Annotated in this window: 17 protein-coding genes and 1 pseudogene; 9 read left to right on the top strand and 9 right to left on the bottom strand. The window is 67.1% G+C overall.

Features of this window, described 5'->3' with window-relative positions:
* The first annotated feature begins 342 nt into the window (after window positions 1-342).
* A complete protein-coding gene (locus OG622_RS19035; RefSeq protein ID WP_371577488.1) occupies window positions 343-7,626 on the top strand; it encodes a polymorphic toxin-type HINT domain-containing protein in 7,284 nt (2,427 codons plus the stop codon).
* Between the two features lie 5 nt (window positions 7,627-7,631).
* A complete protein-coding gene (locus OG622_RS19030) occupies window positions 7,632-7,940 on the top strand; it encodes a hypothetical protein (RefSeq protein WP_371577487.1) in 309 nt (102 codons plus the stop codon).
* A gap of 86 nt (window positions 7,941-8,026) precedes the next feature.
* Here the strand turns inward: OG622_RS19030 and OG622_RS19025 are convergent, their stop codons facing one another.
* Window positions 8,027-8,407, bottom strand: a complete 381-nt coding sequence (locus tag OG622_RS19025; RefSeq protein WP_371577485.1) for a DUF397 domain-containing protein — start codon at window positions 8,405-8,407, stop codon at window positions 8,027-8,029.
* An 11-nt stretch (window positions 8,408-8,418) separates the two neighbouring features.
* Window positions 8,419-9,270 (bottom strand): helix-turn-helix domain-containing protein, encoded by an 852-nt coding sequence (locus OG622_RS19020; protein ID WP_371577483.1) that lies wholly within the window; start codon window positions 9,268-9,270, stop codon window positions 8,419-8,421.
* A 229-nt stretch (window positions 9,271-9,499) separates the two neighbouring features.
* Here OG622_RS19020 and OG622_RS19015 point away from each other — a divergent pair, with 229 nt between their 5' ends.
* From OG622_RS19015 to OG622_RS19005, 3 genes are all read left to right on the top strand, one after another.
* Window positions 9,500-9,952 (top strand): ATP-binding protein, encoded by a 453-nt coding sequence (locus tag OG622_RS19015; RefSeq protein WP_371577481.1) that lies wholly within the window; start codon window positions 9,500-9,502, stop codon window positions 9,950-9,952.
* An 88-nt stretch (window positions 9,953-10,040) separates the two neighbouring features.
* Window positions 10,041-10,427, top strand: coding sequence for a polymorphic toxin-type HINT domain-containing protein (locus OG622_RS19010; RefSeq protein WP_371577479.1), 387 nt, complete (start codon window positions 10,041-10,043; stop codon window positions 10,425-10,427).
* Complete coding sequence (locus OG622_RS19005; protein ID WP_371577478.1) at window positions 10,424-10,828, top strand: hypothetical protein; 405 nt, start codon at window positions 10,424-10,426, stop codon at window positions 10,826-10,828. The genes OG622_RS19010 and OG622_RS19005 overlap by 4 nt, the downstream gene beginning before the upstream one ends.
* A 13-nt stretch (window positions 10,829-10,841) precedes the next feature.
* Here OG622_RS19005 and OG622_RS19000 read toward each other — a convergent pair whose 3' ends face one another.
* Window positions 10,842-11,615 carry a hypothetical protein gene (locus OG622_RS19000; protein WP_371577476.1) on the bottom strand — a complete coding sequence of 258 codons (774 nt, stop codon included), beginning with the start codon at window positions 11,613-11,615 and terminating at the stop codon, window positions 10,842-10,844.
* 89 nt (window positions 11,616-11,704) lie between these two features.
* Window positions 11,705-12,217: an FG-GAP repeat protein gene (locus OG622_RS18995; RefSeq protein WP_371577474.1), complete on the bottom strand. Its 513-nt coding sequence runs from the start codon at window positions 12,215-12,217 to the stop codon at window positions 11,705-11,707.
* Window positions 12,218-12,386: 169 nt separating this feature from the next.
* Here OG622_RS18995 and OG622_RS18990 point away from each other — a divergent pair.
* Window positions 12,387-14,018 (top strand): annotated as a pseudogene (locus OG622_RS18990) (IS200/IS605 family accessory protein TnpB-related protein).
* On the opposite strand, the gene OG622_RS18985 reads toward OG622_RS18990, so the two are convergent.
* From OG622_RS18985 to OG622_RS18975, 3 genes are all read right to left on the bottom strand, one after another.
* The gene (locus tag OG622_RS18985) at window positions 14,008-14,178 is read right to left on the bottom strand and encodes a hypothetical protein (RefSeq protein WP_371577473.1); all 171 of its coding nucleotides are present in this window, start codon (window positions 14,176-14,178) and stop codon (window positions 14,008-14,010) included. The pseudogene OG622_RS18990 and the gene OG622_RS18985 sit on opposite strands and share 11 nt — an antisense overlap.
* Before the next feature lie 208 nt (window positions 14,179-14,386).
* Window positions 14,387-14,704 carry a helix-turn-helix domain-containing protein gene (locus OG622_RS18980; RefSeq protein ID WP_371577471.1) on the bottom strand — a complete coding sequence of 106 codons (318 nt, stop codon included), beginning with the start codon at window positions 14,702-14,704 and terminating at the stop codon, window positions 14,387-14,389.
* Entirely contained in the window at window positions 14,701-15,087 is a 387-nt protein-coding gene (locus OG622_RS18975) for a type II toxin-antitoxin system RelE/ParE family toxin (protein ID WP_371577470.1), read from the bottom strand. Before OG622_RS18975 ends, OG622_RS18980 begins: the two co-directional genes overlap by 4 nt.
* A 625-nt stretch (window positions 15,088-15,712) precedes the next feature.
* Between OG622_RS18975 and OG622_RS18970 the strand changes: the two genes are divergently transcribed.
* The 3 genes from OG622_RS18970 (at window position 15,713) to OG622_RS18960 (ending at window position 17,250) form a co-directional block, all read left to right on the top strand.
* Window positions 15,713-16,222 (top strand): TM2 domain-containing protein, encoded by a 510-nt coding sequence (locus OG622_RS18970; protein WP_371577468.1) that lies wholly within the window; start codon window positions 15,713-15,715, stop codon window positions 16,220-16,222.
* On the top strand, window positions 16,215-16,613 hold the full coding sequence (locus OG622_RS18965; protein WP_371577467.1) for a DUF2752 domain-containing protein: 399 nt from the start codon (window positions 16,215-16,217) through the stop codon (window positions 16,611-16,613). The genes OG622_RS18970 and OG622_RS18965 overlap by 8 nt, the downstream gene beginning before the upstream one ends.
* Before the next feature lie 373 nt (window positions 16,614-16,986).
* The gene (locus OG622_RS18960) at window positions 16,987-17,250 is read left to right on the top strand and encodes a TM2 domain-containing protein (protein ID WP_318812909.1); all 264 of its coding nucleotides are present in this window, start codon (window positions 16,987-16,989) and stop codon (window positions 17,248-17,250) included.
* Between the two features lie 221 nt (window positions 17,251-17,471).
* On the opposite strand, the gene OG622_RS18955 is transcribed toward OG622_RS18960, so the two are convergent.
* The gene (locus OG622_RS18955) at window positions 17,472-18,251 is read right to left on the bottom strand and encodes a succinate dehydrogenase iron-sulfur subunit (RefSeq protein WP_371577466.1); all 780 of its coding nucleotides are present in this window, start codon (window positions 18,249-18,251) and stop codon (window positions 17,472-17,474) included.
* Window positions 18,251-20,005, bottom strand: coding sequence for a succinate dehydrogenase flavoprotein subunit (gene sdhA / locus OG622_RS18950; RefSeq protein ID WP_371577464.1), 1,755 nt, complete (start codon window positions 20,003-20,005; stop codon window positions 18,251-18,253). Before sdhA ends, OG622_RS18955 begins: the two co-directional genes overlap by 1 nt.
* Window positions 20,006-20,021: the final 16 nt, after the last annotated feature.

Below are 20,021 nucleotides of genomic sequence, written 5' to 3'. Positions count from 1 at the left end.
GAGTTGCGAGCGGTCGTCGACAACTGTCCTGGTGAAGAGGCTTCTTGGGGCAAAGTGTTGCAGATCAGCCGCTAACTGCCGTGATTTCATGGGTGTTCGCGGCGGCTCCTGATCAATTGCGTAATTGATCGCAGACGAGTTGCTGCTTCCGGTAAAGCACAGGTAAATGCGGAATAAACTTCACTGACCGTTACCTTGTATTACGCGCCGTGGCGATCATCACATCCCCACAGTCGATCTAGCGGAACTCCACAGAGTCGACACAGAATCTCCGACATCTGATACGCCATCACGCGTGGTCCATTCCTGGCCCCGCCTCGAATGGTCCGGGGGGACCTCGCCGTGTTCGGTCGCTTCTTGCCTGTCCGCTCGCGCCGGCTGCGCCGGGTGCGCGCAGCCGTCGTGCCCACTCTCGGAGCGGCGCTGCTCGTAGGTCTGCTGCCGGCGCAGTCGTTCGCGCTGCCGCCCGACCCGGCCACGGCCGAGAAGGGCCGCGAGACCCTCAAGCTGGAGACCCTCGACCAGGACGAGATCGTCGCCGGAGCGGTCTCCGAACCCGACCTGGAGACTCTGAAGGTCGACGTCCCACCGGACCAGCAGCAGGCCCCGACGGGCACGGTCACCACACCGGCGGCCGGCACGGAGCCGGTCAACTTCGGCTCGGCCGCGAGCACTACTCCCGCATCGGCCCGTATGACCGCGACCGCGCAACAGGTCGGCATGACCCCCGCCGGAAATCTCCCCGTCAGTCTCGGGCAGGCTCCGGACCAGGCCGCGCCCACCGGCACCTGGCAGGTCCAGGTCTACGACCGCGCGGCCGCCGTGTCACAGGGCGTCGACGGCACAGTCGTGAAGGTCCAGGCACCGGCCACCGGATCCGTGCCGATCTCGGTGAAGCTCGACTACGCGAAGTTCAAGAACCTCTACGGCGCCGACTGGGCCTCCCGCCTGCGCTTCGTCCAGTTCCCCGAGTGCTACCTGACCACGCCCGATGACGAGGCCTGCCAGGAGTACGAGGAGCTGGAGACCACCAACGACATCCAGACCCAGTCGATCACCGCCACGGTCGACACGGCGGCGGACGGAACCGTCACGCCCGCTTCGGCGCGGACGACCACGCCCGGCGGACCGTCGGTCGCCCAGGCGTCCTACCGCACTTCGGCCACCGGGGTCACGCCGGTCGCCGCGACCGGCGACGCCGCTGTCGTCGGGGCGGTCGACTCCGGCGGCGGGGCCGGCGGCACGTTCAAGGCCACGCCGCTGGCCTCCAACGGCAAGTGGTCGGCGGGCGGCTCGTCCGGTGCGTTCACCTGGACGTACCCGCTGACGATCCCTGCCGCCCCCGCAGGACCGGCCCCCAACGTCGAGTTCAACTACAACTCCCAGAGCGTGGACGGCCGTACGGCTGTCGCCTCTCCCCAGTCCTCGTGGATCGGTGAGGGCTGGGAGTACGACGCCGGTCACATCGAGCGCCGTTACCGCGCCTGCCAGGACGACCGCAAGAAGATGAAGTCCGGCACCGCCAACAACACGGCCAAGAAGGACAAGACGTCCGACCTGTGCTGGGTGTCGCACAACGCGGTGATGTCCCTGGGCGGCAAGACGACAGAGCTGGTGCGGGACGCCGCCTCCGGCAGCAACCCCGAGACCGACACCGAGATCTACCGCCCCGAGAGCGACGACGGCACCCGCATCGAGCACCGCGTCGGCGGCACCAACGGCGACAACAACGGCGAGTACTGGATCGTCACGACCACGGACGGCACGAAGTACTACTACGGCCTCAACCAGGTCGGCGGCGGTCACGCCGACACCGACTCCGTCTCCACCGTCCCCGTCTTCGGCAACCACCCGGGCGAACCCTGCCACGCCACCGCCTTCGCCGACTCCCGCTGCGGCGCGGGCAAGAAGCAGGCCTGGCGCTGGGGCCTGGACAAGGTCGTCGACGTGCACGGCAACACCCTGGTCGTCACCTGGAAGCAGGAGACGAACCACTACGCCGTGAAGAAGAAGTTCAAGTCCCCGGAGCAGTACGACCGTTACGCCTACCCGAAGACCATCGAGTACGGCATGCGCTCCGACCTGACCAAGCCGTCCGCGACCGTCGAGTTCGGCGTGGCGCAGCGCTGCCTGAAGTCGGCCACGGCCTGCGACGCGGCGAACTTCGCCAAGACCTCCGACCCGGGCGCGTACCGCCCCTGGTGGGACACCCCCGGCAACCTCAACTGCAAGTCGACGTCGAAGCTGTGCCCGGCCTTCCCGTCCTTCTGGACCCAGCTGCGCCTGGACTCGGTCACGACGAAGGCGGCCCGCGCCGGCCAGACCGGCCTGGGCAAGGTGGACACGTACGAACTCCACCAGTCCTTCCCCGAGGACTGGTACTACACCTCCCCCGGCCTCTGGCTGAACTCGATCACCCGCCGCGGCTTCGCCCCCGGCGACACCACCGGCACCCTCCAGCACAAGGACGGCATCAGCTTCGGCGAGTACACGGTCGGCTCCTCCTCACCCCTGAAGGGCCGCCTGAGGGACCGTCAACTCCCCAACCTGGTGCTGAGCGGGCCGAAGGACCAGCGCCCGCCCTTCACCCGCCCCCGCATCGGCACGGTCGCCACCGAACACGGCGGTGACATCGAGATCGAGTACAAGGGCGGCTGCGCGAGCGAGCCGTCGGAGGACAAGGGCAAGAACAACGGCACCTGCTACCCGGTCCGCTGGTCGCCGGACGGCGACGAGAAGAAGCCCGCGAAGTCCTGGTTCAACAAGTACGTCGTCCACTCCGTGACCGAGAACGACAAGGTCACCCCGCGGGGCAAGATCATCCGCACCACGTACGACTACACGGACCCGGCCTGGGCCAAGACCGACGACGAGTTCACCCGCCCGTCCCTGCGCACGCACAGCGTCTGGCGCGGCTACCGCCAGGTGGCGGTCACCAAGGGCAGCAAGACAAGCTCCTCCGCAGCAGTGCCGCAGGCACAGTCGTACTCCGAGACGCGCTACTTCCAGGGTGTCGGCGGCGAGGTCAAGGACTCCACGGGCAAGTACACGCTCGTCACCGATGACGAGCCGCAGTACGCGGGCATGGCGGCGGAGAGTCTCACCTATCTGAACTCGGACAAGGGGACGCCGAAGAAGCGCTCTCTCAACTACCTCTGGTCGAAGCAGACCGCGTCCCGGTTCCGTGAGGCCGAGGACGGCGCGGACATGGATCCGCTGCTCGCCTTCCGCAGTGGTGTGAAGCGTACGGACGAGATCCAGAAGGTCGACGACAGCTGGCAGGCCGTCCGGACCCTGACGACCGTCGACGACACCTACGGCATCCCGGTCCAGGTCGAGACGGCGGTGGTCAAGCCGGACGGCTCCGGCGAAGCCTTCTCCGACCAGATCTGCACCAAGACGTCGTACGTGCACAACACTTCGGCCTGGCTCATCGGCCTGCCCAAGCAGCAGCGCACCACGGGCACCACCTGCGCCGATCACGACAGTGCCGACCCTGCCACGAAGCTGATCAGTGCGAGCCGCACCACCTACGACAACCTGTCGTACGGCGATGCCCCGACGAAGGGGCTGGTCACGGCTGCCGCAGGTGTGGACGGCGCCGGGACCTCGTACTCGGTCGTCACGAGGACGACGTACGACCCGCTGGGCCGGGTCCGTACCGTCGCCAAGCCGGGCGCCGGTACGACGGAGATGCAGTACACCCCGGGCGACTCGGGTGGTCCCGTCACCTCGGTGGATGCGATCAACGCCAAGGGCCACGCGGTCACCACGACCTTCGACCCGGGCCGCGGCCTGGCGCTGACGGTCAAGGACGCCAACGGTCGGGTCAGCCGTAGCGAGTACGACGCACTTGGCCGCTTCGTGAAGGGCTGGTCTCCGTCCCGCTCCTCGGGTGGCAAGTCACCGAACGTCGAGATCGAGTACCAGCCGGCGATCGCCACCTCGAACGAGTCCCGCCCCGCCGCCGTCACCACCAAGTCACTCAAGGACGACGGCACTTACAGCCGTCAGGTGACGATCTACGACGGCCTGATGCGCCAGGTCCAGACCCAGTCGCAGGCACACGGCCCCGGCCGCGTCGTCACGGACACCACCTACAACGACCACGGTCTCGCCGACGAGCAGACCAGCGCGTACCTGGCGAAGAGCGAACCGGCCGCCGAGCTCTTCGCGCCCAAGTCGAAGTCGCTCGTCCCGAGCCGGGTCAAGTTCCGGTACGACGGCCTGGAACGGCCGGTGAGTCAGTCGACGTACCACGACGAGAAGATGGTGCACGAGGCCAAGTCGGAGTACGGCGACACGAGCACGTATGTGGACCCGCCCGGCTCGACTTCGCCGCGGGCGCGGACGTTCACGGACGCGCTCGGCCGCGTCACCTCGATCCGCCACTACAAGGACGACGGGAGCACGGACCAGGGCCGGACGACCGGCTACGAGTACGACGCCCGTGGCTACCGCACCGAGGTCACCGATCCCGCCGGCAACGAGTGGACGTACGAGTACGACGCCCGGGGGCGGGTGACCTCCACCACCGACCCGGACGTGGGCAAGACGGACACCTGGTACGACGAGGCCGACCGGCCGTACAAGGTCACGGACGCGGAGCAGCGGACGACGTACACGGAGTACGACGAGCTGAGCCGGGTCAAGTTCGTCCGCGAGGGCTCGCAGACGAGCAACCCCGTCAAGTCGTTCACGTACGACACCCTGTCAGGCGCCCTCGGCCAGCCGGTCGCCTCCACCAGGCACACCGTGAACGGCGACTACATCAGCCGCGTCACGGGCTACGACACCGAGTACCGTCCCACGGGCTCCGAGACGGTGATCCCCGCCAACACCATGACGACGGGTGTCTCGGGCACGTACCCGTCCAAGTACACGTACACACAGACCGGAAAGCCGCAGACGGTCACGCTGCCCTCGGTGGGCGGCCTGGCCCAGGAGAAGGTCGTCACCCGCTACAACAGCGACGGCCTGACCGAGTCGACCTCGGGTCTCGCCTGGTACACGTCCGACGTCACCTACTCCCCGTACGGCGAACCCCTTCGGACGGTGTCCGGCTCCCAGCCGAACCGCGTCTGGACGACCAACTTCGTCGACCCCTACACCGGACGCCTCCAGCGCACGGTCGCCGACCGGGAGACCGCCGGCCCGCACCGCATCTCGGACAGCTACTACGCGTACGACAAGTCCGGCGTCATCACGTCGAACGCCCGTCAGCTGTCGGATGCTTCGGGCGACACCTGGGACACCCAGTGCTTCACATACGACGTGATGGGGGAGCTGGCCAACGCCTGGACGTCGAACATCGCTCCCGCGGGCAACGGCACGGGCTGCAAGTCTGCGAACGGTACGACGTGGGGCCCGCGCACGGACTACGCGGCTTCGTCGGGCCCGGTGGCCGACGCGCCGGACACGGCGACGGACGGGTCCAGCCCGGACGCCTCCCTCAAGTCGACGCTGGCCGCCACCGCCCCGGCCGCGAGCACCGTCTCCACGGGCGCCACCGCCTACCACCAGTCCTTCACCTTCGACTGGCTGGGCAACCGGGCAACCCTGACCGAGGCCGACCCGGCGGACGCGACCAAGAACGTCACCTTCACGTACGGCTACAACACCTCCAAGCAGCCGCACACGATGACGTCGATCGGCTCCAGCCCGGCGGGGCAGAGCAGCGCCTACACGTACGACGCGGTGGGCAACACGACGGACCGTGACCTGGCCTCCGGGACCCAGGACCTGAAGTGGACCTCGGAGAACAAGCTCGACACGATCACGGTCGGCACCAAGAAGACGACCTACGTCTACGACGCCACCGGAAACCGCATCCTGGAGAACTCCCCCTCCGGTTCGACGCTGTACCTGGGCGAGACGGAGGTGACGACGGGCAGCGCGGGTGCGGTGACCCGTGCCTCCCGGTCCTACGCCCAGCCCGGCGCCCCGATGGTGACCCGCACCGCGACCAGCGGCGCGACGACGGGGCACCAGCTCTCGGCCCTTCTCGCGGACCACCTGGGCACGGCGAACACGGCGGTGGCCCTGGCGAGCGGCCAGGCGGTCACCCGCCGAGCCGCCAAGCCGTACGGCGAACTCCGCGGCCCGAAGCCGGCGTCCTGGCCCAACAAGCGCGGCTACATCGGCGTCGGTATCGACGACACCACCACCGGCCTGACCCACATCGGCGCCCGCGAGTACGACCAGAACTCGGGCCGCTTCATCTCGGCGGACCCGATCATCGACATCGCGGACCCGTTGCAGATGAACGGATACGCCTACTCCAACAACAGCCCGGTTTCGAATTCCGACCCCACGGGGCTGTGCCTGACCTGCGGCGAGGGATTGCCGATCGGAGGAACGGGCTCCAACGGGACCGAGAAGCGTTATGTGGGTGCCCGTCAGGGTGCTTCTCAGGGAGGGGGAGGGGTCGGCGAGCCGAGCCGTACCCCAGAGGCGGAATGGGTAAGGGCCCATACTGTCAGCTCGAACGACGCGCGCCGGGTGGCCGGTCAGTACTTCGGTCACGGAAGCAACAATTTGACCAGCGCCGCGGGTGGCTACTGGTACCCCCAGACCAATGTGTTCGGTAGTCCGGAAACAGTCTGTTTCGGTCGCCTCGGCTGCAATAACGCACGCGCCTACTTTCTCGACCACCCGGATGATGTGGCCGGCGCGAAGAAAATCGCCGCCAACTACTGCGTCGACAATCGGGACAAATGCGTGAAGGACGCTCGTGTCTGGGAGCGGGGGATGGCGCTCGGGGACGAGTTCGTCATGGCCCTGAGTATGGGCCTAGGCCGTCTGGTCGGTGCGGCTGGCCGGAAAGCCGGAGATTGCACGCAGTGCTTCCTCGCCGGTACCGACGTCCTCATGGCCGACGGCACCACCAAGGACATCGAGGACATTGAACTCGGCGACAAGGTCCAGGCCGCCGACCCCGAAACCGGCGAGACAGGAGCGCGTGAAGTCACCCGCCTCATCGTCACCGAGGACGACAAACACTTCAACGAACTCTCCATTGCCACGGAAGACGGCATAGAACAGCTCACAGCGACCTACGAGCACCCCTTCTGGTCGCCATCAGAGAACGACTGGATCGAAGCCGGCGACCTTGATTCGGGCATGACCCTGCTCACCGACGAAGGCGACACAGTCCTCGTCACCGGCAACCGCGCCTACACACAGCACGCCCGGACGTACAACCTCACCGTCGACGACTTGCACACGTACTATGTGCTGGCGGGGGCCACGCCCGTACTCGTCCACAACTCAGGTCGCTGTGAATTCCCGTGGTCGAGCGGTCGAGTGTCAGGAAGCATTCGAGCAATCAATGAAGGTCGAACCAGCGTTACGGTGGGCTCGCGCTCGGAAGCTGAGGAAATCCTCCTGGGAATGTTCCAGGGTGACGGTTACCGCAATGCCGCCGGATTCGATGGCAAGGGCACGCGGCAGTACTTTGGATCGAAGAGTGGAACGTATCATTGGGATGATCAGCTTGGTGCGGACGGCCGGGTGCTAGGGCATGGCGCCGGTAACAGGGACGGCGATCTTCCTCATCTCCAGATTCACACATTTGAGGATTCGAAGTACGGCGGCTCAATCATTCGAATCTTCTGGAAAGGTTAGGTCGTATGCGCACCGAGGTCGCAAACCGCCTCGTAATGACAAGGGCTCTGGTGTCGGCGCGCCGCCATCCCGGCACTCCAGATTCTTACGCCTGGGTGTGGGCCTTTCCTATGAGGGACGGCAAGTTCAGGATCTCGACGGTTGAAATCCCCAAGCTCATCGTGGATGAAGATGCTTGCTTCGGTGAAGAGGACATTGAACGCGTCCATGTGGCTACGGTTGAGACCGTCGAAGAAGTCGATATGGTGGTGCGGAATCTTGGTGTTGATCCAGAAACTCTCGACGCTCCCTGGAAAAATGACTTCCCGCTTTAGGGGGTTTACCACTTGCGTGAAAGGTGGTCGACTTGGTTGCTCCGTGTGGAAATTCCTGCGGTGTATTTTAGCGGTTCGACCGCCTTTTAGGGGAAATGAGAAATGGTCCTGGAGGTCCGTGGGATAATTCCTGCGAGGCCTCCGTTTGATGGCAACGGTGCCGGCCAGTGGACGGCTGCCGTGGCGGGTAGGTCGGAATTGTGGTCGTTGCCCGCGGTAGCGGACGGCCTTGTGAATTTCTGACGGGTGAGGTCAACAACTCGATGCGAGTGATCGTTTGAGGTGGGAGATATGCCTCGCCGCGTCGTGTGGAGCAGGGCGGTGAGTTCCCGGGGCTGGAAGTTCAGAGTGACCGTCGGGTCGTCGGACTCGCGGAGAAGGATCGTTCCGTCGGGGGTGGGGGCCAGCTCTATGCAGTTGCTGGCCTCGCTGCTGAACGAAGACTTCTGCCAATGGGGTTCGGGCATGAGGTGGCCTTTCAGAGGTTTGCGATCAGGGTGTGGATGAAGTCGCGGGAGGGGCCGGGGCCGAGCGACAGGTTCTCCATGCGGCCCATGATCGTCCGGTACTTTACCAATTGAGCCTCTGCGTGCAGGAATTCGGAGCCGTGTTCCGTATCGAGTTGCACGGTGTCCAGCCGGGGATGCGGTCCTTCGGCGATGACCACGGTCTGACCTGCACCGGGGAAGATTCCCGCTGCGAACGGGAGCACGAGGACCGTTACATGCTCACGCTCGCTCATCTCCGCGATGTGCGCCAGCTGTTTGCGCATGACTTCAGGGCCACCGAACTGCATGCGCAGGGCCGCCTCGTGGATGATCCCTGTGTACGGCTTCGGGCCGTCAGCGTAGAGGACGCCTTGGCGCTTGATGCGGTGGGAAAGGCGGTGCTCGATCAAGGGTGGCGATAGCGCCGGGACGTTCTGCTGGAAGATGAGGCGGCCATAGTCTGGCGTCTGGAGTAGCCCTGGCAGGTGTGTGAACTGGACCGTGCGGAGTGCTGTCGCGTGCTCCTCCATTTCCGACAGGTCCAGCAGGACCGGCGGCAGGAGGTCTCGGTAGTCGTCCCACCAGTTGCGGGAGCGGCCTGCGGTCATGGCGGCCAGTGCCTCGACATACGGCTCGTCGTCGCAGTCGTACCCAAGTGCGAACGCTCGAACGCGATCGGCGCTGACGCCGAATCTCCCGGACTCGATGTTGCTGATCCGGGCTGGATCGACGCCCAGTTTCTGACCCGCTGCACGAGTGGACAGGTCGGCGCGCTCGCGTAGTTTGCGCAGCTCAGCGCCTAGTCGTTGTTGCCTGGCGGTTGCTGTGGGCCTTGGTGGCACATCTGCTCCTATTCAGGAAGTTTCCGTGTTCGGTAGCAGTATTGTAGTCGCCTGCTTTACGGTTGGTATCACACCAACTACCTACCGTGACATGACGTTCCCGGAAGTGCACCGCCCCTGCCTGCCCATGCAGAGCAGCGACTCGGCGGCAGAGCCACCGCACGCGTCGCCCGACTGCCGTTTCTCTGTCCCCTATCCAACCCCCGTATCTCAACGAGGAGTTACGGTCATGACCGAACTCGCCCTGAACGCCCACTGCTCAGACTCCCCGCTCGACACCGACTGGGAGTACGCCCTCCGAATCCCCCACTCGCCTCTCGGCCCTGGCATCGTCCGCGCCCATGTGCGAGACGTACTCACCCGCTACCGAGCCGACCCCACCGTCCTCGACAACGCCCAACTCGTCGCCTCCGAGCTGGTCACGAACTCCCTTGTTCATACGAGGGATTCGGTCGCTGTACGGCTTCTACGCGCCGACGGGCGGCTACGGCTGAGCGTGTGGGACAGCAGTCCGTGTCTGCCGCGCGAAAGGCCGGGGCCAGGGCTCGACGCCGAAAGCGGGCGGGGGCTGTTGCTGTCGAGGGCGTGCGCCGACGAATGGGGGCATTACCTCGTCGTCAACGGGCGGCGTAGTGGCGGTGGCAAGGAGGTGTGGGCGGAGTGGCGCGTCCAGGGCGTATAGGCGACGGGGCCGCCCATTCGCGGAGAACGGGCGGCCCCCTCAGGAGCTATGGCTTCGAGATCGGGAGAAGCGTGGTGCTTGGTCCGCTGTGTCAGGTCTCGCCGCCACCCACCCGGCGGCTGCTCACGGCGATGTCATCTATGGGCGACTGGATCGAAGCGGCGACCTTGAGCCGGGCATGACCCTGCTCAGCGACGAAGGCGACACAGCCCTCGTGACCGGCAACGCTGCCTACACGCAGCACGCCCGGACGTACAAGCTCACCGCCGCTGATCTGCACACCTACTATGTGCTGGCTGGGGACACACCGGTCCTGGTCCACAACTCCACTTGCCCGGCGATCTCGATGGACGAAGCCGGGTCGAAGGTGGCCGCCTTCGACGGCGGGAAGGACGGGTTGTCATCTCCGGAAGCGGCGGCCGATCCGCATATTCCGATCGACATGAGCACCGTCAGACGTGGGGACATTCCGTGATTCAGTTTCAGTCGCAGCTCGTCGTCCGCTGTTCCGCGGAACCCGGTGAAGTGGAGGTCTCCGGGAGCGTGCACTCCCTGGAGGAATGGGCGAACGCCCTGACCGGGGGCGACGTGGAGATCAGCACCAGCCCGGGGGATGATCCTTCCCCGTACTCCCGCTGCCTCACGGGCATCCGGGTGCGGTCGACCGCACCCGGGCTGGTGAAGATGTCCGTCGACGCGGACCGGCAGGCCCTGACCTTCACGGGTTCCGGGGAATCCATGAAAGTCCTGGCGGAGAACATCCTGGGCCTGTGCCGGGAAGGCGTGCCGGGGGAACACCTGCACATCGAGTACTTCCCCGACGACTTCTACCTTGCGGAATCGAGGATCTCCCTCGTCGTGGAACGCGCCGACTGACGGTACTGACCGGTCAGGAAGAGCACCCCTCCACCCGCCGGGTGCTCACCGCGATGTCGTCCATGCGCATGTCGTACGACGACGGGGTGGGGCCCGACTGGTACAGCTGCCAGCCCAGCTTCAGCTTGTCGAAGGTGGGGAAGACGAAGTCGTCCGCTGTGCCGCCGTGGTTCTTCGTGGAGACGGTCAGGTCGGGTTGGGGTACGCCGTCGAGGTAGACCGTGACCCGGTTGTCCGTCGCGTCCAGGTGGAATTCCACGCACTGCCACTTCCCGGCGACCGCCGGAGCCGAGGTCTTCCAGTTGGTCCAGTCACCCGTGGGGCCCAGGTCGGAGCCCACGCCCAAGAAGTTGCCCTTGTCGGTGGGGGCGTACTGGCCGCCGAGGGGGCGGACGAGGGTGGGGGAGTCCGCGCCGGAGGCTTCCGCGAGGGTCCAGTGGGCCCAGTCCGGGGCCGTGGGGAACTCGGTCACCCGCAGCCGCATGCGAGCCCAGAAGCTGTTGCCGGCCGGGGCGAGGTCGGACAGGACGACGAAGGCGCGGCCGTTGCCCTCGGTGCGGACGCGGAGTTCGCGGCCGTGGCCGCCCGGGCTGGGCTCGACGGTCAGGGCACCGTTGGACGTGTCGGTGGTCCAGCCCCGGCCCTTGGTCACCGGGCCGAGGGGGAGATGGTTGAAGTTCTCCCGGACGAGCGTGCCGCCGTAGGTGTCCTGGGCGGCGGGCGTTGCCGAGGCTGTGGGGGGTATCGCGATCAGGATCGCGGCCGCGGCTTTCCTCAGGATGATCATGGGGGTCATTTTGTGATCAACGGGCCCCATCAGTCACACAAGTTGGATGCGATCCAGCCAAGCGGCAACGCTCCACGCGTGCGCCCCGGCTACTGCGGGAACCTCGGCTTCAGGTTCAGCTCCGTCACGGTGCCCGTCGTGATCCCGGATGCGCTCGCCCGGAAGAACAGGCTCGTCTCGCGGTTCACGCTCCCGGCGAGGAGGTCCTTGTCGCCGTCACCGTCGCAGTCACCGGTCTCCAGCTCGTTGCCGAAGCTGAGATGGGACTTCGCCTTGATGGGGAGCCGGGTCGCCTTGCTGCCGAGACCGGACTTGGCGCCCCACATGATGGTGACCGCGCCCGCACTGGCCTTCCCGCTCACCTTCTCGGAGCGGTCGGCGACCGCCAGATCGGCGTAGCCGTCACGGTTGAGGTCGGCGGCGGCGAGATCCTTACCGAATCCGTCGCCGTAGCCGCCCGCTTCACCGGCCTCCCCGGGGACGCCGGCACTGTTCTGCGTGAACGTCTTGGTGATGCTGCCAGGTCCCGCGGCGGTGCCGTACGTCACGGTGAACTCACCGTAGCCGGGGGTTTGGAGCTGCTGGCGCTGGAGTGCGTTCAAGGGCGTTCTGGTGAGTGTGGGTGGTCGGTGTCGTGTCGCGTAGCCCGGGCGTGGGGTCCCTATTCAGCAGGGAACTGACGTTCTCTCATCGAATGCGTGACCTTCCTGGGTGGTACTCGTTTCCCAGAGCGACAGGGTTCTTCGGGTGGCATGGGGCGGGGGTGTCGGGATGGGTGAGCTGAGGAGCGTGGCGGCGTCGTTCGTCGCGTCCGGCCCGAGCGGTGTGGCCGTTCGGACCCGCCTGAAGCAGCTGACGCCGGACGATGAGAAGGTGCTGCGTCTGGTGGGCGCGCATCTGGGGTCGCTGGCCTCGAAGGACCTCAAGGTCCGTTGCCGGGACGGCCTGGAGCATTCCGGTGAGACGTGGGCGGTGCGTAAGCAAAAGCTGACGGCGCTGTCGTCGTCGCGATGGGCGGGCAGCATCACCAAGGCCACGCACGACCAGTGGGCGCTGGCCCGCCGTTGCCAGTTGGCGCACATCCAGAACCTGGAAGCCGGAGTGCGCACCATCGAGGACCGGCTGTCCCAGCCGGTCGGGCAGAAGGGCACGAGGAAGGCGCCCGGGGGGTATCGGTCCCGGCGGGAATGGCACGCGAAATCTCGGCGTCTGCGGGTGCTTCAGGACCGGCTGGCTGCCGCGCGGGCCGACCGTGAGGCCGGCCTTGTGCACGTCGTGCGCGGCGGCAAGCGTCTGGCCCGCACCCGCCACCACTTCGACGAGGCCGGGCTGACGGAGTCGCAGTGGCGTGGGCGGTGGGAGGCGGAGCGCTGGTTCTGCCAGGCGGACGGTGAGTCCGGCAAGCGCTACGGCAACGAGACCATCCGCATCAGCCCGGACGGCGAGGCGAGCATCAAGCTTCCCGCGCCGCTGGCGCATCTGGCGAACTCCCCGCACGGCCGGTACGTCCTGGCGTGCCGGGTCGCGTTCGCGCACCGGGGCGGCGAGTGGGCGGACCGCGTCGCGGCCAACCGGGCCATCGCCTACCGCATCCACCTGGACACCGGCCGGGACCGCTGGTATCTGACCGCCTCCTGGCAGATCCCGCCCACCCCCGCCATCCCGTTGGAGGCCGCTCTCGCGCACGGTGTGATCGGTGTGGACATGAACGCTGACCACCTGGCCGCCTGGCGCCTGGACACCCACGGCAACCCGACCGGCAGCCCGCGCCGCTTCTCCTACGACCTGACCGGCACCACCGAACACCGCGACGCCCAGATCCGCCACGCCCTGACCCGCCTGCTGCACTGGGCCCAAGCGTGCGGTGTGAAGGCGATCGCGGTGGAGGACCTGGACTTCGATGCGGAGAAGACCCGGGAGAAGCACGGCCGCAGGAAACGCTTCCGGCAGCTGATCTCCGGCATGCCCACCGGCAGACTCCGCGCCCGACTGGCCTCGATGGCCGACGCTACGGGGATCGCGGTCATCGCCGTCGACCCGGCCTACACCAGCCGCTGGGGCGCCCAGCACTGGCAGAAACCCCTGACTACCACCACCCGTAGGACCACTCGCCACGATGCTGCTGCCGTGGCGATCGGAAGGCGCGCCCAGGGATACCCGGTCCGGCGACGGACGGCACCGCCCCCTGCTCACCGGAGCGATGAGCAGGGGCATCGGACCGTCCAGGCCGGACCAGGCGTCCCTGGGCGTGAGGAACCCCGCCCCCGCATTCCCGGACCACGGACACGATCCGTGCCGCCCGGACGCGGAGCGAACGCGGGCAACCAGAACGCCCAACACCGTCCGGGGCGTTCGGCCGAGCATGAGACCTGGCAACAGGACTCACTCCCGCTCAGCCTTTAGGAACGGTCGCGTAGTCCCGGTACCCGTCGCCGTTGAAGTCGTCGGCGTACTTGGCGGGGGCGGCGCTCGCGGTGCTCGTCGAGAGGGTGAGCAGTCCGCCGGTCAGCGACACGGCAGCGGCCGTCGCGAGCACCAGGCGGGTATTCCTGCGCGTGAACATGCGTCTCCTGCGGTGTGCGCGGGGGCTCACTGGGCGGCCCCGCGCTGGTATGGGTGCCTGCGAGGGCAGAGCGCGTATGAATGATGTCGGGCCCGTGATTCGCCCGAGTCATCGGTGTATCCATGGCTATTGCCGAACAGACGTACAGAAGAGACACGCGTCGAGGCACGAGGGTTGTACGGGACGCCTGGGATTCAGGAATCCCGGACTACGCCACCACGACCCGGGTCCCATTGAAGTTCGCGACGATCTCCAGCTCCCCGCCCAGTGCCTCCACGTAAGCCGCGACGGTTCCCACCTCGGCGGACTGGGTCCTGCCGCGTTCGATGGCGGACACCCGTTCCTGCCGTACGTGCATACGGTCGGCCACCTCACGCTGGGTGAGGCCGAGTTGCCTGCGCATCTCGGCCAACCGGTGCGCACGTGCCTCGGCGACCATTCGCCGGGCACCCGCCATGATCTCGTCCAGGTCCTCGGTGTCGAAGACCTCTTCCTTGACCTCGTCCCATGAGTGGAAGCTGGTCATCGCTTTGTCTCCTTGTGACGGCGTCGGGCCAGGTGGTCCAGCCACTCGGTATAGCGTTCCTCGGCCAAGGGGATCGCGCGGCGGTACCACGCCGTCCATCGCCCCGCCTTGTCGCCCGCGACCAGGAGTACCGCGCTGCGCTCGGGATCGAAGGCGAAGAGAATCCTGATCTCGGTCTCTCCTGCCGAGCCAGGCCGCAGTTCCTTGAGGTGGTGCAAGGTGGACCCCTTGATCCGGTCCACCAGGGGGCGTCCCAGGTCCGGGCCCTCCTCTGCCAGTGCCTGAATCGCCTGGCCCACCAGCCGTGCCGTGGTGCGGTCGTCCTTGCGCAGTCTGTGCAGCCAGTCGCGCACCTCGCCGGTCATTTCAAGATGCCAGGCCATCAGCGATCACCGTGTAGTACGTGTACATACTAGTACTCTGGTGTACTGGCTGCCATCCGGCCCGACAGTCCGGCGCGGATCACCCGATGGAGTGGCCCCTCTCTCGCAGGCCGCTCCCGCCCTGCCTCCATTGCCACCCTCCGGGGCAACTCCTCCGCCGAGCTCAGGGGTTGGTGCAGCTGGCTCCGGCTGTCCGTCGACTGCGTGGCGTCGCCCGCGCGCGGGCTGCCGCAGTGGGGTTGCGGGCGGAGCGCTGGATCCCACGCCCTCTGCCGGGCCTGCGCCTCGTCCCCGAGTCGGCCGTCGGCAACGCGAACGGAAGCCGGAACGGGGGCGGTACGGGGAACGGAACCCCGCAGACCGGCTATCTCCCCTACGAGGGCGACCGTATGCTCGTTGTCATCCTCAGCAAGGCGATGCTGCTCGCCAAGGGCACGGAGATCACGGACCTACGATCCTCGGCCAACTGTGATCGCCGGACTGTGACTCCGCCCACATGCGGGAGTCGGGCCGGGCCCGGCCGAAGTAACAACTTCTCTCCGGGCCCTTCCCTCCTGCAATATGACGGACAGCCCATATTCAGCTAGCCAGCCGCTCAAGCAAACAACACGCAGGAGTCAGTACCGTGACCGAGCAGCCTCAGCAGCCCGCTCAGCCCCCGCAGCCGCCGCAGCCCGGATACGGGTACCCGAGCGCCGCCCCCGGCCAGCCGGGCGCCAACCCGTACGGGGCTCCGCAGGCCGGTGACCCGTACGGCGCTCCGCAAGGCGGTTACCAGCAGCCGGGTGCGGGCCAGCCCGGCTACGGCTACCCGCAGCAGGGCGGTTACCCGCAGGGCGGCGGCTACCAGGTGCCTCCCACGCCGGGCGGCGCGTACACGGGTGACCCCAACGCCCCCTACGGCTACGACCCCTACGGCCGCCCGTACTCCGACAAGTCCAAGATCGTCGCGGGCATCCTCTCGCTGTTCCTGGGCGCCTTCGGTGTCGGCCGGTTCTACATCGGTCACGTCGGCCTCGGCGTCGCGCAGCTCCTCACCTGCGGCGGCCTCGGCATCTGGTCGCTGGTCGACGGCATCATCCTGCTGACCGGCAGCAACACCACGGACTCCAACGGACGTGTCCTGCGTGGCTGAGCGCGGCCTCATCGCTCTCCGGCATCCGGCGGCGGCCCCCTTCGCGGTGGCCGCCGCCGGGCTGGCGGGCGCCGCGTACCTGTACGGCACCAACCCGCACGAGCCCAGCCATCTGCTGCCCCAGTGCCCGTTCCGCTATGTCACGGGGCTGCTCTGCCCCGCCTGCGGTGGCACCCGCATGGTGTACGACCTGATGCACGGCCAGTTCAGCGCCGCCTGGCATGACAACCGCGTGCTGCTGCTCGCCGCGCCCTTCGCGCTCGCACTGCTCGGCCGCTGGGCCGTCGAGGGCCTGCGAGGCCGCCGCTGGCGGCCCGAACTGAAGCCCCGCACCCAGGCCTTGATCCTGGGCATCGCGGTGACGTGGACGATCGTCCGCAACCTTCACTGAGCGCACTGAGCGCACTGAGCGATCCCTGGGCGACCGCTGAGTGGTCGAGTCGGCGCCGCCGAACCCTCCTTTCTTCCCTCGCCCCGCCCCCGTAAATCCCTTACGCCCGCTTTATGTTGCCCAGTTGTCGCAAGTTGGCTGGAATCGGATCACGGAATCGGAACGATCGCTTGGTTCCCCTCCCATCCGCCCCCTGCGTCTCATTACGCTGCAACGGCTACAGGGGGGATGACGGGGGACTACGTCGTGCTCGATCGCTGGCCGGTATTTGCCGTGCCCGATCGCTGCCGGTTCTTGCCGCGCCTTCTCTCCTGGACTCCCCCCGGAGCAATCCGCTTCGGTTATTCAGTCAGTACATCCAGGAGTTACTTCCATGACCGTCCCCACCCCTGACGCTCCCTTCGGCCACGACCCGCAGGGGCGCCCGTACTCCGACAAGTCGAAGATCGTCGCCGGCGTTCTGCAGCTCTTCCTCGGCACGCTCGGCATCGGTCGTTTCTACGTCGGTTCCGTCGGCGTGGGCGTCGCCCAGCTCCTCACCTGCGGTGGCCTGGGCTTCTGGGCCCTGATCGACGGCATCCTGTTCCTCACGAGCAACGACCGCACCGACGCGCAGGGCCGCGTCCTGCGCGGCTGATCGCGCTGAGGATCACCGCCGAGGTGATCGACCGAAGGGCCTCGTCCGCCGCGGAGCTTCCCTCTGAGCTCCGCACGGGGACGGGGCCCTCGTGCTTGGGGCGTGAGGCCTTGGGGCGGTGAGGCCTTGGGGCGTGAGGCGTGAGAACGCCCGCGTACGCCGGGCATGAGGAAGGCCCGCAGGTGAACCTGCGGGCCTTCCTCATGCGTTGCGACGGCGGATCAGAAGCGGCGCGTGATGAGCGCCCGCTTCACCTCCTGGATCGCCTTGGTGACCTCGATACCGCGCGGGCAGGCGTCCGTGCAGTTGAACGTCGTACGGCAACGCCACACGCCGTCCTTGTCGTTGAGGATCTCCAGGCGCTGCTCGCCCGCCTCGTCACGCGAGTCGAAGATGAAGCGGTGCGCGTTGACGATGGCGGCCGGACCGAAGTACTGGCCATCGTTCCAGAACACCGGGCACGAGGACGTGCACGCGGCGCAGAGGATGCACTTCGTGGTGTCGTCGAAGCGCTCGCGGTCCTCGGCGGTCTGGAAACGCTCGCGCGTCGGCTCGTTGGTGTCCTTCGTGATCAGGAAGGGCATCACGTCCCGGTACGCCTGGAAGAACGGCTCCATGTCCACGACGAGGTCCTTGAGGACCGTGAGGCCCTTGATGGGCTCGACCGTGATCGGCTTCTCGGGGTTGATGTCCTTGATCAGCGTCTTGCAGGCCAGACGGTTCCTGCCGTTGATCCGCATGGCGTCCGAGCCGCAGATGCCGTGCGCGCAGGAGCGGCGGAACGTCAGCGTGCCGTCGACGTCCCACTTGATCTTGTGGAGGCCGTCGAGGACGCGCTCCTTGGGGTCGATCTCCAGCTGGAAGTCTTCCCAGGTCGCCTCAGCCGAGACTTCGGAGTTGAAGCGACGGATGCGGAAGGTGACCGTGATGTACGGGGAGTCGGCGAAACCGGGCTCGGGGCTGCCTGCCGCGTCCGTCTTGTCCAGGGTCGGGGTTGCCATCAGTACTTACGCTCCATCGGCTGGTAGCGGGTCTGGACGACCGGCTTGTAGTCGAGACGGATCGACTCGGTGCCGTCGTCGCCGACCTCGCGGTACGCCATGGTGTGGCGCATGAAGTTGACGTCGTCGCGGTTCGGGTAGTCCTCGCGGTAGTGACCGCCGCGGGACTCCTTGCGGGCGAGTGCGGACACGGCCATGACCTCGGCCAGGTCGAGCAGGTTGCCCAGCTCGACGGCCTCCAGGAGGTCGGTGTTGAACCGGCGGCCCTTGTCCTGGATCGCCACGTTCTTGTAGCGCGCGCGCAGCTCGGCGATCTTCTCGACGGCCGTCTTGATCGTCTGCTCGGTGCGGAACACCATGACGTTGGCGTCCATGGTCTCCTGCAGCTCGCGCCGCAGGTCCGCCACGCGCTCGTTGCCCGTGGCCGTGCGCAGCCGCTCGATCTGCTCGACGACCAGCGACTCCGGGTTCTCCGGCAGCTCGACGAAGTCGGCCGTCTGGGAGTAGTCGGCGGCCGCGATGCCGGCCCGCTTGCCGAACACGTTGATGTCGAGCAGTGAGTTCGTGCCGAGACGGTTGGCGCCGTGCACGGAGACACAGGCGACCTCACCGGCGGCGTACAGGCCCGGAACGACGGTGGTGTTGTCGATCAGGACCTCACCCCGGACGTTCGTCGGGATGCCGCCCATGGCGTAGTGCGCGGTCGGCTGGATCGGGATCGGGTCCGTGTAGGGCTCGATGCCGAGGTACGTCCGCGCGAACTCGGTGATGTCCGGGAGCTTGGCGTCGAGCTGCTCCGGCGGGAGGTGTGTCAGGTCCAGGTAGACGTGGTCGCCCTCGGGACCGCAGCCGCGGCCCTCGCGGATCTCCGTGTAGATGGACCTCGACACCACGTCTCGCGAGGCCAGGTCCTTCATCACCGGCGCGTACTTCTCCATGAAGCGCTCGCCGTCCTTGTTGCGGAGGATGCCGCCCTCACCGCGGGCGCCCTCCGTCAGCAGGATGCCCATGCGCCAGATGCCGGTCGGGTGGAACTGGAAGAACTCCATGTCCTCCAGCGGCAGACCCCGGCGGTACACGGCCGCCTGGCCGTCACCGGTCAGCGTGTGCGCGTTCGACGTCACCTTGAAGAACTTGCCGGTGCCGCCGGACGCGTAGATCACGGCCTTCGCCTGGAAGATGTGGATCTCACCGGTGGCGAGTTCGTACGCGACGACGCCCGCCGACTTCTTGACGCCGTCGACCTCGGTGATCAGCTGGTCCAGGACGTAGAACTCGTTGAAGAACTCCACGCCGTGCTTGACGCAGTTCTGGTACAGCGTCTGGAGGATCATGTGGCCGGTGCGGTCGGCCGCGTAGCAGGAACGGCGGACCGGGGCCTCGCCGTGGTTGCGGCTGTGACCGCCGAAGCGGCGCTGGTCGATCGTCCCGTTGGGCGTCCGGTTGAACGGCAGGCCCATCTTCTCCAGGTCGAGGACGGAGTCGATGGCCTCCTTCGCCAGGATCTCGGCGGCGTCCTGGTCGACCAGGTAGTCACCGCCCTTGATCGTGTCGAAGGTGTGCCACTCCCAGTTGTCCTCCTCCACGTTGGCGAGCGCGGCGGCCATGCCGCCCTGCGCGGCGCCCGTGTGGGAGCGGGTGGGGTACAGCTTGGTCAGCACGGCGGTACGGCTGCGCTGCGTGGACTCGATGGCCGCGCGCATACCGGCGCCGCCGGCGCCGACGATGACGGTGTCGTACTTGTGGATCTTCATGATCGGTTGCCTCAGC

The organism is Streptomyces sp. NBC_01314, from assembly GCF_041435215.1.
Taxonomy (GTDB): Bacteria; Actinomycetota; Actinomycetes; order Streptomycetales; family Streptomycetaceae; genus Streptomyces.
The sequence above is the reverse complement of the archived record's forward strand: the minus strand, read 5'-3'. Positions and strand labels throughout refer to the sequence as shown.

Bases quoted from the DNA above. Each gene is read 5' to 3' on its own strand.
- OG622_RS19030 (WP_371577487.1), top strand. From the start codon at position 7,632: ATGCGCACCGAGGTCGCAAACCGCCTCGTAATGACAAGGGCTCTGGTG.
- OG622_RS19025 (WP_371577485.1), bottom strand. From the start codon at position 8,407: ATGCCCGAACCCCATTGGCAGAAGTCTTCGTTCAGCAGCGAGGCCAGC.
- OG622_RS19015 (WP_371577481.1), top strand. From the start codon at position 9,500: ATGACCGAACTCGCCCTGAACGCCCACTGCTCAGACTCCCCGCTCGAC.
- OG622_RS19000 (WP_371577476.1), bottom strand. From the start codon at position 11,615: ATGATCATCCTGAGGAAAGCCGCGGCCGCGATCCTGATCGCGATACCC.
- OG622_RS18985 (WP_371577473.1), bottom strand. From the start codon at position 14,178: ATGTTCACGCGCAGGAATACCCGCCTGGTGCTCGCGACGGCCGCTGCC.
- OG622_RS18980 (WP_371577471.1), bottom strand. From the start codon at position 14,704: ATGACCAGCTTCCACTCATGGGACGAGGTCAAGGAAGAGGTCTTCGAC.
- OG622_RS18975 (WP_371577470.1), bottom strand. From the start codon at position 15,087: ATGGCCTGGCATCTTGAAATGACCGGCGAGGTGCGCGACTGGCTGCAC.
- OG622_RS18960 (WP_318812909.1), top strand. From the start codon at position 16,987: ATGACCGTCCCCACCCCTGACGCTCCCTTCGGCCACGACCCGCAGGGG.
- OG622_RS18955 (WP_371577466.1), bottom strand. From the start codon at position 18,251: ATGGCAACCCCGACCCTGGACAAGACGGACGCGGCAGGCAGCCCCGAG.
- sdhA (WP_371577464.1), bottom strand. From the start codon at position 20,005: ATGAAGATCCACAAGTACGACACCGTCATCGTCGGCGCCGGCGGCGCC.